Annotated in this window: 14 protein-coding genes and 1 pseudogene; 7 read left to right on the plus strand and 8 right to left on the minus strand. The window is 41.9% G+C overall.

The window, feature by feature from the left end; genetic code table 11:
* Positions 1-88 precede the first annotated feature (88 nt).
* Positions 89-1,252 carry a tryptophan synthase subunit beta gene (gene trpB / locus ABOA58_RS06600; RefSeq protein WP_350301704.1) on the plus strand — a complete coding sequence of 388 codons (1,164 nt, stop codon included), beginning with the start codon at positions 89-91 and terminating at the stop codon, positions 1,250-1,252.
* Between the two features lie 44 nt (positions 1,253-1,296).
* Here the strand turns inward: trpB and ABOA58_RS06605 are convergent, their stop codons facing one another.
* The 6 genes from ABOA58_RS06605 to ABOA58_RS06630 form a co-directional block, all read right to left on the minus strand.
* Positions 1,297-1,515, minus strand: a complete 219-nt coding sequence (locus ABOA58_RS06605) for a spore germination protein (protein ID WP_095391926.1) — start codon at positions 1,513-1,515, stop codon at positions 1,297-1,299.
* 21 nt (positions 1,516-1,536) lie between these two features.
* On the minus strand, positions 1,537-1,944 hold the full coding sequence (locus ABOA58_RS06610; protein WP_350301705.1) for a spore germination protein GerPE: 408 nt from the start codon (positions 1,942-1,944) through the stop codon (positions 1,537-1,539).
* Between the two features lie 5 nt (positions 1,945-1,949).
* A complete protein-coding gene (locus ABOA58_RS06615) occupies positions 1,950-2,129 on the minus strand; it encodes a hypothetical protein (RefSeq protein ID WP_034314611.1) in 180 nt (59 codons plus the stop codon).
* Positions 2,119-2,730, minus strand: coding sequence for a spore germination protein GerPC (gene gerPC, locus ABOA58_RS06620; protein WP_350301706.1), 612 nt, complete (start codon positions 2,728-2,730; stop codon positions 2,119-2,121). Before gerPC ends, ABOA58_RS06615 begins: the two co-directional genes overlap by 11 nt.
* 83 nt (positions 2,731-2,813) lie before the next feature.
* Complete coding sequence (locus ABOA58_RS06625; protein ID WP_350301707.1) at positions 2,814-3,020, minus strand: spore germination protein GerPB; 207 nt, start codon at positions 3,018-3,020, stop codon at positions 2,814-2,816.
* A 21-nt stretch (positions 3,021-3,041) separates the two neighbouring features.
* Positions 3,042-3,263: a spore germination protein gene (locus ABOA58_RS06630; protein ID WP_063577089.1), complete on the minus strand. Its 222-nt coding sequence runs from the start codon at positions 3,261-3,263 to the stop codon at positions 3,042-3,044.
* A gap of 223 nt (positions 3,264-3,486) precedes the next feature.
* Here ABOA58_RS06630 and ABOA58_RS06635 point away from each other — a divergent pair.
* The 4 genes and pseudogenes from ABOA58_RS06635 (at position 3,487) to ABOA58_RS06650 (ending at position 8,358) form a co-directional block, all read left to right on the plus strand.
* A pseudogene (locus ABOA58_RS06635) lies at positions 3,487-5,079 on the plus strand (long-chain-fatty-acid--CoA ligase).
* Positions 5,080-5,391: 312 nt separating this feature from the next.
* Positions 5,392-6,666 carry an MFS transporter gene (locus ABOA58_RS06640; RefSeq protein WP_350301708.1) on the plus strand — a complete coding sequence of 425 codons (1,275 nt, stop codon included), beginning with the start codon at positions 5,392-5,394 and terminating at the stop codon, positions 6,664-6,666.
* 32 nt (positions 6,667-6,698) lie between these two features.
* Complete coding sequence (locus ABOA58_RS06645) at positions 6,699-7,880, plus strand: DUF418 domain-containing protein (protein WP_350301709.1); 1,182 nt, start codon at positions 6,699-6,701, stop codon at positions 7,878-7,880.
* 133 nt (positions 7,881-8,013) lie between these two features.
* Positions 8,014-8,358: a YisL family protein gene (locus tag ABOA58_RS06650; protein WP_350301710.1), complete on the plus strand. Its 345-nt coding sequence runs from the start codon at positions 8,014-8,016 to the stop codon at positions 8,356-8,358.
* Between the two features lie 55 nt (positions 8,359-8,413).
* Here ABOA58_RS06650 and ABOA58_RS06655 read toward each other — a convergent pair whose 3' ends face one another.
* A complete protein-coding gene (locus tag ABOA58_RS06655) occupies positions 8,414-8,980 on the minus strand; it encodes a DUF2777 domain-containing protein (protein WP_020018810.1) in 567 nt (188 codons plus the stop codon).
* 286 nt (positions 8,981-9,266) lie between these two features.
* Between ABOA58_RS06655 and asnB the strand changes: the two genes are divergently transcribed.
* Complete coding sequence (gene asnB, locus ABOA58_RS06660; protein ID WP_350301711.1) at positions 9,267-11,114, plus strand: asparagine synthase (glutamine-hydrolyzing); 1,848 nt, start codon at positions 9,267-9,269, stop codon at positions 11,112-11,114.
* 47 nt (positions 11,115-11,161) lie between these two features.
* Here the strand turns inward: asnB and ABOA58_RS06665 are convergent, their stop codons facing one another.
* Positions 11,162-12,913 carry a glycoside hydrolase family 13 protein gene (locus ABOA58_RS06665; RefSeq protein WP_350301712.1) on the minus strand — a complete coding sequence of 584 codons (1,752 nt, stop codon included), beginning with the start codon at positions 12,911-12,913 and terminating at the stop codon, positions 11,162-11,164.
* A gap of 364 nt (positions 12,914-13,277) precedes the next feature.
* Here ABOA58_RS06665 and ABOA58_RS06670 point away from each other — a divergent pair, with 364 nt between their 5' ends.
* Positions 13,278-14,528, plus strand: a complete 1,251-nt coding sequence (locus ABOA58_RS06670) for a sugar ABC transporter substrate-binding protein (RefSeq protein ID WP_350301713.1) — start codon at positions 13,278-13,280, stop codon at positions 14,526-14,528.
* The last annotated feature ends 38 nt before the right edge of the window (positions 14,529-14,566 follow it).

Here is a 14,566-nt window from a genome sequence, read left to right on the forward strand (position 1 = left end):
GATAAATAAACAGAATAGTTTGAAAAGATATAATTGCTTACTATATACTAGTGGAGAAAAATACCTTTTTAAAGGAGTAGAGAAGAGTATGACGAGTGAGATCAAGAGCAAGGGATATTTTGGTGAGTTCGGCGGAAGCTTTGTACCGGGTGAACTTCAGGAAGTTATGGATATTTTAGAAACGGAATTCCTGAAATATAAGGATGACCCGGAATTCATTGAGGAATTTCAATATTATTTGAAAGAATATGTCGGACGCGAAAACCCGTTAACACTTGCAAAGAATTTAACGAAAAAGGTTGGCGGGGCAAAAATATACTTGAAGCGTGAAGACCTGAATCATACAGGTGCTCACAAAATTAATAATGCGATTGGACAAATCCTGCTCGCTAAACGGATGGGTGCTAAACGCATCATCGCAGAAACTGGCGCTGGACAGCATGGTGTGGCGACTGCGACTGCATGTGCGATGTTTGGCATGGAGTGTGTGATTTATATGGGTAAGCTGGATACGGAGAGGCAGGCATTGAATGTCTTTCGGATGGAATTGCTGGGGGCAAAAGTCGTAGCGGTCGAAAAGGGACAGGGTCGATTGAAGGATGCCGTTGATGAGGCATTGAATGATTTGGTGCAAAACTATGAAAATACTTTTTACTTGCTTGGTTCAGCAGTGGGACCACACCCATATCCAACGATCGTTAAACATTTCCAATCAATCATAAGTGAAGAATCGAAGCGCCAGATCCATGAAAAGGAAGGAAAACTGCCAACTGCCATCATTGCTTGTGCAGGAGGGGGAAGTAATGCGATCGGTGCTTTTGCTCATTATATTGATGAAGACAATGTCCGTTTAATTGGTGTAGAGCCAATTGAAGCCCCAAGTATTTCTCAAGGTGTCCCGGCAGTATTGCACGGATTCAAAAGTTTGACGTTAGTGGACGAACAAGGGGAACCAAAACCGACATTCTCCATAGCTGCAGGTTTGGATTACCCGAGCGTGGGACCCGAGCATAGTTTTTTGAAAGAAAGCGGACGAGCGGAGTATGTGACGGTAAAAGGGGAAGAAGCTCTTGAAGCTTTTCAGGTATTATCCAAAACAGAGGGCATCATTCCGGCTCTCGAAAGCTCACATGCTCTAGCTCACGCCATGAAGCTCGCAAAAGAGTTAACAAGAGATGATATACTGATCGTTAATTTATCAGGCAGGGGAGACAAAGATGTTGAGCAAGTATTTAACATGTTAGAGAAATAAGCCGAATTTAAAAGCCTCCTGGAAATGGGAGGCTTTTTCTATGACTAATTATTCCCTGTAATGGGTTGGTCGACCCCATTGACATCAAGGACGTTGCTTCCATTCAGGCCATTGGCCGTAAAAACGATTGCAGCCGTGTTCCCTGAGCCGGATCCGCTAACGGATTTGGAGGAAGACTTAGGGGAAATGACGGCGCAATCACCGAATAACAGATTTCCTTGAGCGACATTAAATACTTGAACTGGGCCGATAATGGCGGGCATATGAACCCCTCCTTTTAAAATTTAAGTGTTGTTGGTTGAATCATCGATTGGTGTCTCTTCGGGTTTTTTAGGAACATCCCGAATATGCTTCACTCTTGATTCCATACGTGCATGGCCTACGTTCCCCACACCAACGACAGATGAGGCTGATATCCCGATTATATTGATATTGCCGACCCGTATGAAGGGATTAGGATTTGAAAAACTTGATATGACTGGTTCATTCAATCTCGGGATATAAAGTGGTTTCTTAAAAATGTCATAGTTCTCGAAATGAATATCCGCTGAATCGAAAGTTTCACTTTTCTTCTGAACGGCTATAGCCAGGGCATTTCCATCTATATATGAAGTATCCCCAATTTGCAGGGTGGAGCTGAATGATACCGTGTCGGATAATAAAGATTTTACTTTTGATATTCTAGAAAACATGTTATTTATCCTTCTGGAGAAAGAGGCACGAATGGCCCGATGATAAGGGATTCCGGCGGGGTATCGAATGCGGAAGATAATTGGACCGTTTGTACATCCCCTATGAGAAATAAAGCAGAGCTTGCTACACCGGTAATTTTTATATCACCTACACAAAGCTGGTGATTGGTTACATTAAACTCCATTTGGATTTCCTCCTGTCTCGGCTTGTGAATGGGTAATGAATTGGAATAATGCAGTTTGAATATCGGATTTCACCTTTTCCCTGATCTTTTCCTTGATATTATCCCGTTGCTGCGGTGCACGTTCGGCGTAAGAAAGATTATCGAAATACATATTGATTCGTTGATGAAGCTGGCGCTCGACGTCTTGCTTAATGAAGTCATGATAAGAGGGTTCCAATGATATTTTCAGCTGGGTTTCCGCATCGTTGATCATATTTTCCAAGTCTGAAAGTATATCGTTGTGAATTTCCTGGACGACGATTTCCCTGCCTGGAAATAGGTTAGGTGCTGGTTGGATGGGTTGGTTGTTGACGGCAAATTCATCAATGTTGTTAAGGTCAGTTGGATTTAAACCGATATTCAATGTTCCATCTAAAGATTCGACCTTTAACTGATCGAATTTATATTCAATTTTATCCACATGGATTGGCGGTTTATTTTTCAGCTCGGCAATTTCATCTGTCAGGCGTTTGAGTTCGTGTTCAAGTTTCATGATCCGTTTATCCTGGGCTTCAAGGAAACGCTGCATTTGTATGGAATATGAATAGAGATCCTGATTCACGATTCAACACCCCACCTTCACAATAAGTTAATCTCATATAAGACAGTATATGAAAAAGTTGGAGGTAGGTGAATGCCTATGAACTAGGAGGGTGTAAACGGGACGAAACTGGTTAATGGGATTACATCGGCTTCAATTGCGGGAGCAGGCTCAGTGAATCCACCGGTATTGGCCAATGTGGAATATGGTTTGATCACCCCGGCACTTCCTATTTGAAAAACGGATGAATTGGCGATGCTTTCAATTTTTATCATATTAATTTGTATGGTCTGGTGAATATTGAAGATCATACTGACTCCTTTCTTAAAACATTAGAGATTTAAGACCAGTGGCTGATCAACACCATCTGTATCATTTGTATTCGTGGTGCTATAGGCATTATAAAGGGATATGGATTCACCCGTATTAAACGAGCCAGCACCTGCAAACGTTTTTGAGGTGGAATAGGGACTAATTTTAAAGACGTCACCAATATGGACAATTCCACTGCTACCGACGTTGATGACTTGAACGACTCCTACGATGGCCGGCAAGAAAATCACCCTTTTTTTATTCTGGTTTTCCCCTGAATCTCAGGCCATGAGCCTATCACTGAAGGGAGTTTCAATGTATTGTATGTTGACTGATGATTGATGTGATTCATCTGCCTATTAATATGTTGTTATATAACACTGGTGGATATTATTGAAATGTTATAAACAGATATGGTAATATAATACTAATTCAGAATTTTCAAATAAAACTAGAGGTGAGGAAATGAATGTACCATTAGTATTATCGCATTTCTTAGATCGAGCAGCCTTACTATATGGCGATAAGAAAGCCATCATTGGAGATGACAAGGTATTAACCTACGCAGAATTGAACGGCCGTGTAAACCAGCTTTCAAATGGTTTAAGGGATCTTGGAGTCAAAAAGGGTGATAAGGTGGCATATTTGGCACCTAACTCAATTGAAATGCTTGAAGGCTTTTATGGGGTATTTCAGCTTGGGGCAGTAATCGTTCCCTTGAATATCCGCTTGAAGCCTGCCGACTATGTATTCATTTTGAACCATAGCGAGTCAAAGGTCCTTTTTGTAGATCAGGAATTGTATCATCTAATTTCCCCTGTCAAGGATGAATTGGAATCGGTGGAGCACATTATCGTTCATTATAAAGATGAAGAGATAAGTGAAACCGATTACAACAATTGGCTGGAACGTTATGATGACAAGTGCTTTAACCGGGAGACCGTGGATGAAAATGATGTTTCGAGCCTCCTTTATACTAGCGGGACCACAGGGAATCCTAAAGGGGTGATGCTGACTCACCGCAACAACTACTTACATGCCCTGGGTGCGATGCATCATTTCAGGGTCAATGACCGCGATACATATTTGCATGTACTGCCGATGTTCCACGTGAATGGGTGGGGTGCCCCATTTTATTATACGGCAAATGGTGCCACTCAAGTTTGTTTGAGGAAAACCAGCCCTGAAACGATATTTGATGCATTACAAAAGCATAAGGTTTCCATCATGCATATGGCACCAACGGTTCTGAATTCTTTGTTTCAATATTATGAACGGAATGTTCCGAATCTCGAGCAGGATATTCGAATCGTTGTTGCGGGTTCCGCTCCGCCTCCTGCATTCGTTACAAGGGTGGAAAAAGAGTTAGGCTGGGAATTCATTCAAATTTACGGAATGACTTAATCGACACCGGTTAGTCTGATATCGCTGATTCGTTCTGAATTCGACGATCTTTCGGAAAAAGAAAAATACAGAATGAAGGCGAAAGCTGGGTATCCCATCATAGGCAGTGAGGTAAAGGTCATCCATGAAAATGGTGAGGAAGTGGCCCATGATGGCGTGGATATCGGGGAGCTCATTGTCCGGAGTCATGGAGTGATGTTAGGTTATTGGAAAAATGAAGAAGCGACCAGCCAGACATTGAGAAATGGATGGCTGCATACAGGGGATATGGCCACCATCGATGAAAATGGCAATGTGGATATCGTTGACCGCAAAAAGGATATCATCATTAGTGGCGGAGAAAATATCTCTTCCATAGAAGTGGAAGGAGTGCTCTACGAACATTCGGACATTCTTGAAGCGGCAGTCATTGCCGTTCCCCATGAAAAGTGGGGAGAGACGCCGCATGCCTTCATTGTGCCAAAAAGGGGCGTGGATTTAACGGAGGATGATATAAAGGCCTTCACACGGGAAAAACTAGCTCACTTCAAATCAGTTACCAGTGTGTCGTTCGTCGATGAGCTTCCGAAAACGGCATCGGGGAAAATACAAAAAATCCATCTCCGTAATGATTACTGGGAATCTAAGGGGAAAACAGGCAGATTCGTCAATTGAAGCTCGCTAACGCTGTTCAGAAATGATCAGCGTTTTTTTCTGTTTGCCCGTTCGATGGGATTCATATTAAGCTATGAAGATATCGGATCGGATAAATGAAGATTGCGGGGGCGATATTTTTGCATTCGTAAATAAGCCGCAGTAACTCATGCCATTGTTGGATAAGGATGGTCATTCAAGAGATTGGAATTTGTTTCGGTAAAAAGCATCCTGTTTAACGAGAAAGTGTTATTATTATAAAATATTTCAAATTATTATAATTTTCATTTTTTCATCATTTATTGTAAGAGTCTTGGATTGTGGGGGAGAGCATTGAAACGTATTCATTATAGCTGGGTTATTTTAATCATAACATTCTTCTCGATTATTGTAGCCGGAATCGTTAGGTCATCATCGGGAGTATTCATCGTTCCATTTGAAAATGAGTTCGGGTGGGACCGGTCCGTCATTTCTTTAGCCTTCGCCATAAGTTTGTTTCTATATGGATTATCGGGTCCATTCATGGCCGCTCTAATTGAAGTGCTTGGATTGAAGAAAATGATGGTATTGGCCATGTCCACTTTATTGGCAGGGATTTTACTCACTTTTTTCATGGAGCATGAGTGGCAGCTCATTCTTATTTGGGGAATTATCATTGGATTGGGTTCTGGAGTGTTTTTAACGGTATTGAGCCCATATGTGGCAAATCGTTGGTTCGAGAAGAGGCGGGGACTGGCGGTCGGGATACTCACGGCAAGTACGGCCACAGGTCAGCTCATTTTACTTCCGGTTTTAGCCATCATCATTGAGAATTACTCGTGGAGATGGGCGATTGGATTAATTTTGGTCCTTAGCTTGATCATGCTGGCAATCATCCTTTTGTTCATGAAAAACAATCCGAAGGAAGTGGGCACTCTTCCATATGGATTAGAAGAGGAAAATCTGGAGGCTGTTACAGCCCAAAAGAAGAACCCCATCGCCATGGCCTTTCAGTCGTTGATTGAAGCAGTGAGAGTGAAGGAATTCTGGTTATTGGCAGGAAGCTTTTTTATATGCGGACTTTCAACGAGCGGGTTGATCGGCACACATTTCATTTCTTACTGCATTAGTTTTGGTTTACCGGTTGTGACGGCTGCATCACTGCTATCTTTCATGGGAATCTTTGATTTGATTGGTACGACTGTATCCGGGTGGTTATCAGATCGTTTTGATAACCGTTGGCTGTTGTTTTGGTATTACGCTCTAAGGGGTGCTTCCCTCGTATTACTTCCTTTTGCGCTAAATGAAGGCTCAATCGGCCTATTGATCATCTTTTCCGTTTTTTATGGCTTGGATTGGATTGCCACCGTTCCTCCGACCATAAGCATTTCAAGGCAAGTCTTTGGCATGGAGAAAAGCGGGATCGTATACGGGTGGATATTCGCGGCCCATCAGGTCGGTGCAGCAGTGGCGGCGTACGGTGGAGGGCTTATCTTCAAAATATTCAACTCCTATACATGGGCATTCTTCCTTGCAGGAATCTTTTGCTTATTGGGCAGCTTGTTTGTCATACTGATAAAAAAGCAAAAAGCGGTCACGAAAGTTAAAGATGGTGCAATGGAGTTATAGAAAAATCTGTATGGATGAAAGAGGGTGTACCTATGAAGGACACGATGGTACCATTGCAGGAAAGTAAACGGATCGTAAGCATCGATATTTTACGTGGATTAGCCATTTTAGGGATTTTTTTAGTGAATATGCCTTCATTCCACTCTCCGCTCTTGTACATAGACGGTGCCGAGCGGTGGTCCGGAGGATGGGACAGGATTTTGTACAGATTCAGTGATATCGTCGCACAGGCCAGCTTTTATCCGTTATTTGCCTTTCTGTTCGGTTTCGGGGCAATCATTTTGGCAGTAAGGAGTGAAGAAAAGGGTATTTCATTTCCGTTACTATATATGAAAAGGCTAAGTTTCCTGCTGATACTTGGATGCATTCATGCTTTCTTCATCTGGCATGGGGACATCCTCATTAATTATGCTGTATTTGGGTTTGCACTTTTGTTTTTTTATAAGATGAAGGGCAGGAATTTAATTCTGCTAGGCTCGGTTTGTTATGTCCTACCATTTGCGATATTGGGTTCTCTATTTCTTATAATGGGCATTTTTGATAGTGAAGGGATGGCGGTTACGACTGATTCGGCGATGATGAAACAGTCTTTGGAAGTTTATCAATCTGGTACATTTACGGAACTGATGAGTCAAAGGGCGCTGGATTGGTATATGGTGAACAACCCTTTTAATGCCATTATCCTTTTTTTATCGATTTTTCCGTTTTTTTTAATGGGAGCAGGTGTTGCAAAACAAGGCTTTCTCCAAAATCCAGCCCAATATAAACGACAATTGAAAGCGATATCGATTGTAAGCTTGCTATTGGGCATGTCAATAAAGATTCTGCCGTATGTGACGGTATACCATTTTGGTACGATATTCGTGCAGGATTATTTGGGAGGACCGTTACTTACGATTTTTTATATCACGGCAATCGCGCTTTTGGCGGAGCGGGCAGGGGCTTCCCGCCTGTTATACCCGCTTTCGTATATCGGAAGGATGTCGATGAGCAATTACTTGTTCCAATCGATGGTATGTACGGCCATTTTTTATTCATATGGGCTTGGTTTATATGGATCAGTCTCTTATACGACAGGTTTTGTTTTCCTAATAGCCCTGTTTTGCCTGCAAATTCTGCTTTCCTTATTGTGGATGGGTCTGTTTAATTACGGACCGGTTGAATATATATGGCGTTTTTTTACATATGGTAAAAAGCCGGTTATGCGCCGTTGAGGACCAGTTAAGAAGAAATGTAAATGATGTTCATTAAATTGTTGGTTTTACCCATTCAGGTGGATCCTTAGTTTTGTTTTTTTGTAAAAGCCTATGATATGATGAAATGGAAACTGAACGAGGGGGCAAAAAAATGACACATATGCATATTACAGCTTGGGTTATCGGAATCATTCTTTTCTTTGTCACATATTCGATGCTTAAAGGTGAAAACCCGAAAGCGAAAATGCTACATATGATAACACGGTTGTTCTATCTATTGATTTTCCTTACTGGCGGCATGCTGATCACTGATTTTGGTGCTTACGCAGTGAAAATGATTGTTGGAATCATCGTGATTGCGGCGATGGAAATGGTGCTGGTCCGTACGAAAAAAGGAAAAAGCACAGGTGCCATGTGGATATTGTTCATCGTAGCGCTTGTATTCGTCCTTTATTTAGGGCTTTCCTTGCCACAAGGATTGTATATTTTTAAATAAATAAATGAAAAACGGGTAAATGAGGAAATCTCATTTACCCGTTTTCTTTTACCCGTTATTGTGAATTCACTTTCTCAATGACGATCCTTTTTCCGGTGTTCAGGGTGAATTCAAAACGATCATGGTCCTTTTTCCCGTAAGAAAAGTGGTGCTGAACGAGACAAATTTGGCTCTCGTTATCAAAGGTGAAGAAATTCACGCCGGACTGGTTTGGGACGGCCCTTAAAAAAGTGAGCTGGTTATAGCTATATATACAATCATAAATAGAAAAATCAAGTGAATTCAATGTCGTTACAAATTGGAAAAAGGAATCGTCGTTCAATTCTTCCAATAAACGTTCAAAAGAGTAGAGCAGTTTTTTGCGTATCCGAATGGGCTCATTTTCCCTTAAGAAGGTGATTTCCCGATGAAGCAGGATTTTTCCCTCTTCTTCAATTACTCCTTGCTGCCAGCGCCCACCCCTGTACACTTCGATGATGCTGTCAACGTGGTCTTCAATGGAGCAGGCCTCATCTGTTTCATCATCAAAAAAAATCCATTGTTGATTGATATTTTCCACTGTTCCTTCGGTAAAAGCTCTTGTTTGCCTGTTCATTAACTTAGTTCGTTGTTGCTGACTCATACATATACCTCCAATAGTGGAATCCTCACCTACTTTTTAGTCAAAATCCAATGAAAATATAACTGTATATTTTAAAATATTATGGACAAATAACCATCTTTCCGTCTTTGCATAGGCTATGTTTAAACACGGGATGCTTTGCTCAACAATTCATTAACGACGCCGGGCGTTGTGGGCAGGGGGTCCTACGGAATGATACTAAAGCGATACTTAGGGGCTGTAAATCTTTTTAAGACAGGGAGCCAATATATTTTTGATAGTCCGGATAGAAAGGATGAAGTGTAAAATGTGTGGGATAACAGGCTGGGTGCATTTTCAAAAAGATTTACGGACAAAAACGAAAACGCTGGAAAACATGACAAAAACGTTGGCAAAGCGGGGGCCAGACGAAGAAAATGTTTGGAGCGAAGCCCATGTTGCCTTTGGTCATAAACGGTTAACGGTTGTCGATGCGGAAGGCGGAAAACAGCCGATGACGAAAAATCACGAAAACGGCAGATATACGCTTTGTTATAATGGTGAGCTATATAACACCGAGGATATTCGTAAACAGCTATTATTAAAAGGATATTCCTTTAGCGGTCATTCTGATACAGAAGTTTTGCTAACTTCTTATATAGAATGGAAAGAAAAATGCATTGACTTGTTCAATGGGATTTTTGCGTTTGCGATTTGGGATGAAAAGGAACAGAAATTATTCGTTGGAAGAGATCGCATGGGGGTAAAACCATTCTTTTATGCGGAAAGGGACGGCGGGTTCATTTTCGGATCGGAGCTGAAGGCGATTCTGGCCCATCCGGATGTTAAAACGGAGATTGACCGCGAAGGGCTGTCTGAAGTTTTTGGTGTTGGTCCATCCCGAAAGCCAGGTTCAGGCGTATTTCATAATATCCAGGAATTAAGGCCTGCCCATGCGCTTACCTTATCAAGGAAAGGCCTCCGGATTTGGAGATATTGGAATGTGAAAAGCGAAGAACACCGGGATACGCTTGATGAGACGGCCGAGAAGGTTCGTTTCCTTGTCGAAGATGCAGTGACACGGCAACTTGTATCAGATGTTCCGCTTTGTACCTTCTTATCAGGAGGGCTTGACTCAAGCGCAATAACGGCCATTGCTGCAAACGCCTATCAAAAAGAAGGGAAAGGGCCGCTTCATACGTATTCCATTGATTATGAGGATAATGAGCGCTATTTTGAAGCAAATGATTTTCAGCCTAACTCTGATGGGTATTGGATTAAAAAGATGTCGGATAGTTTTAACACGGTTCACCATTCATCGATCATCACTCAAGAGCAGTTGACAAATTATTTAACGGAAGCTGTCCTTGTAAGGGACCTCCCAGGCATGGCGGATGTCGATTCTTCCTTACTTTGGTTTTGTAAGGAAATCAAGCGGGATTTTGTTGTAGGCTTGTCCGGTGAATGTGCGGACGAAATTTTTGGCGGTTACCCATGGTTTCATCGTGAAGATGATTTGAATCGTGCTGGTTTTCCATGGATGAGATCTACGGATGAGCGGGTATCTTTATTGAAAAAGGGATGGCGCGAGAAATTGAGGCTTGAGGAATATGCGCAGGAAGCTTATTTGACCACCCTTGCCGAAACGCCTAAATTGGAAGGGGAAAGCGGTGTAGCGGCAAAGCGGAGAGAGCTTTTCTATGTGAATTTATTATGGTTCATGACGACTCTCCTTGACCGGAAGGACCGGATGAGTATGGGTGCAAGTTTAGAGGTGCGCGTGCCATTTGCGGATCATCGCCTTGTTGAATATGCATGGAACATTCCTTGGGAAATGAAAATGGAAGGCAACCGTGAAAAGGGTATTCTAAGGAAGGCTTTGGAGGGGCTGTTACCGGATGAAGTATTATATCGTAAAAAAAGTCCATATCCAAAAACCCATAACCCTATATATACAGACCGTGTGCAGGCGTGGTTGAAAGACTTACTGATGGATAAAAATTCGGTCCTGCATGAGTTTTTCGATAAGCAAAAGCTAACCGATATAGTAGATTCCAAGGGTGCCGCTTTTAAAGTGCCGTGGTTCGGGCAATTGATGTCAGGTCCACAGCTGCTCGCTCACTTGGCACAAACCCATGTATGGTTCAAAGAATATGATATACAAATAATCGAATGAAAAAAAACGGGGCGAATGATTTTCATTGCCCCGTTTTTTTCATTGCCTCAATGATTGATTGCGAGAATTTTATATTGATAACCGCTCAATTCAAATTTGCCAACTTGTGTGGTTTCTTTTGTTCTTAAATCCGTTAGTGTACGTCCTTCCAAATCCAAAGGGAGGGTAAAGGTTTGCTGGACATCCGTCGGATTGATGAGGATCACGACAGAACGTTTTTCATTATACTTTTGGTAGGCCACGATATTTTCGTTTCCGGCTGTATCAAGGAATTTGAACTTCCCGTCATTGGCAAGTAATCTTTCTTCTTTTCGCAAGGAGATCAATGCCTTAATTTCATTGAGCAGCTCGGTGTTTTGTTTTTCCTCTTCCCAGACCATGCATTTTCGGCACCCTGGATCCATGCCACCGGTTAAGCCGATTTCATCGCCATAGTATATACAAGGGCTGCCATTGAATGTCAGCAGGATTGCGTGGATGAGCTTGGCTCGAGCTAGATCTTCCCCGCAATCCGTGAAAATCCGCGGTGTATCATGGCTTCCAAGAAGATTGAATGTCACATCAAAAACATTGGTCGGATAACTGTGATAGATGGCTGTCATTTCTTCTGTGAACTCGCGTGCATTGATGGTTTGTGAGGCGATCAGGCGAAAAACTTGGTTGGTGAAAGGGTAATTCATGACGGCATCGAACTGATCGCCGCGAAGCCATGGCATTGAGTCATGCCAAATTTCCCCAAGAACATAAAGGTCAGGCTTTATATTTTTCACCGTTGTTCGAAATTCACGCCAGAATGGCTGATCGACTTCATTTGCCACATCGAGCCGCCAGGCGTCTATATCGAACTCCTTGATCCAATAAGCCGAGACTTCGAGCAGATATTCTTTCACCTCCGGATTTGCCGTATTCAATTTTGGCATCGATTCAAAAAAACCGAATGTTTCATAATTGGGCCTTTCCCCTCCTTTAAGTGGGAAGCTATGTGGGTGGAACCAATCCTTATATTTCGATTTCTCTCCTTTTTCGAGCAGATCCTGAAAAGGGGGGAAATAGTAGCCGCTATGGTTAAAAACGGCATCCAGCATGACCCGGATATTCCGTTTGTGACATTCGGTTATGAGCGTTTTCAATGTTTCCTTCGTTCCGAATTGCGGATCGATACTCCGATAATCAATCGTATCGTATTTATGATTGGAGTAAGCATGGAAGATTGGCGTGAAATAGATTCCGTTGATGCCGAGATTCTCTAGGTAATCCAAATGTTCAATGATTCCTTCAAAGTCCCCGCCAAAAAAATTATCCACCGCCGGGTCTTCACTTCCCCAGGGTTTCACACCTTCCGGATCGTTGTCGGGGTTTCCGTTCGCAAAACGTTCAGGGAAAATTTGGTACCAAATTGTATCCTTGACCCATTCCGGTGCCCCGAAAACTTCATTTTGGTGCAGATAGGGAATCGCGAAATAGCATCCGGGATCTCGGGGGGCTTCTTTAAAGAAGCCTTTTTCCGTGTAAAAAGCACTTTCATCTTCTGAGGTTACCTTGAACCCATAACGAATTCTTCGGTAGGGAGGCTTCACATAAATATGCCAATAATCATAACGGTTATCGCTGCCTGACAAACTCATGGGAAGCTCTTCGTACTGCCATTGACCATTATCTGATATGTATGGATCACCAAAAATCAATCCAACTGAGGAGATATCTTGTTTTTTCGTACGTAGGCGGATATGTAGGGTTTCAGTGTTGATGGGATAGCCGTAATTGTCATTAGGTCTATGGTGTATGGATGAAAATTCCATTTTAAACCACTCCAATTCTATAAGTATTTGAGGATGTGAAAAAGGAAACTTCCAGCTGTTTATGAGGGAGATCTCTATGAAGCTGCACTAGCCAGGTTAAGTGTTTTTTCAATATGGTTATATACCCTATTTCAATTAAAAGAAGCACTTATTAACTAAAAAATAACAAAAAGTGTTCATCACTACAAGGAAATAAATACGCCAAGGAAAATGTTGTAAAAACCAAAGCCGTTCATATAATGATAACAATAGCTTTGGCACCGCTTTCATTAAGTCGCTTTATTTGAAGTACTGAACTGAAAAAACAGTATTATTTGGTGCTTTTGGACATGATAGAATAAACATTTTAAAAAGGAGAATCAAAGTGAAGAAGCTGATTTTTCATTTGTTCATGTCCATGTTTTTGATCGTTAGTGTAAGTGCTTGTGGTTCCAGTTCAGATTTGGAAAATGAAGCAGTGAAAGAAAATAAGAAAAAAGAAGACGAAGCCAGTAATGAAGCGAAGCCGGAAAAATTGATCATATGGGAGGAAAAAGGTAGAGCGGAGGCCCTAAAGCCGGTGATTGAAGCTTTTGAAAAAGAATATGGAATCAACGTTGAGCATGAAGAGCTTGAAATGGCTACCGAGATGTATGAGCGGCTTCGTCGTGATGGGCCAATCGGAAACGGAAAGGCCCCGGATGTCGTAACTTTTTCTCATGAAAGAGTCGGGCAAATCGTGAAGGAAGGCTTAATTCAGGAAGTGAAGGTGAAAGATGAGGTATTGAATGCCTTCATTGAACCTTCAATTAGGGGGGAAATGTATCAAGATAAGGTATTTGGATTGCCGAAATCCGTAAACACATCCGTTTTCTTTTATAATAAAAAATTAATGGCTAAGTCACCTGAGACGATGAATGACCTTTATAAAATGACGAAGGAATTAAGAAAGGGTAACGTTCATGGTTACTACGCCAAATGGAATGATTTCCATGATTCGTATGGAGTGATCGCTGGAATGGGAGGTTATATATTTAAAGATAAGAATGGAAAACTAGATCCTTCCGACATTGGTTTGAATAATAAGGGTGCCATAAAAGGGGCTGCATACATCCAAAAATGGTATAGGGCGGGTTTGATTCCAAAAGGCGACAAGGCAGCGATCGAAAAGTTGTTCATACAAGGGAATTTGGCTTCTATCATGAGTGACGGGAACTCATTTACCGAGCGGAAAGATATAGGAATTGCCCCCATGCCTAAATTACCCAATGGCCAGCCAATGAAAACGTTCATGGAAATCAAAGGCTGGCATGTAACAGCATTCACAAAACATCCTTATTGGTCTACGAAGTTAGTTGAATATTTGACTAATGATGATAATGCAATGCAGCGTTATGATTTAACAGGGGAAATCCCTCCGAATAAATCAATCAAACACAATGCCGCAATCAATGAAAATGAAAGGGCACAAGCCTTAAGCATACAATTACAATACGCTGAACCAGTACCGAATATTCCGGAAATGAATAAGGTATGGGGACCGATGAATTCAGCCATGGATGAAATGACCACTCAAAAAGCAAAACCAAAAAGGGCTTTGGATAAAGCGGTCAAGACGATAAAAAAAGAACGTTAATCATGTTCTGCTCTTTTTCGATTCAGAAACCATAACCA

This window comes from Peribacillus frigoritolerans (assembly GCF_040250305.1).
In the GTDB taxonomy this organism is placed as follows: Bacteria; Bacillota; Bacilli; order Bacillales; family DSM-1321; genus Peribacillus.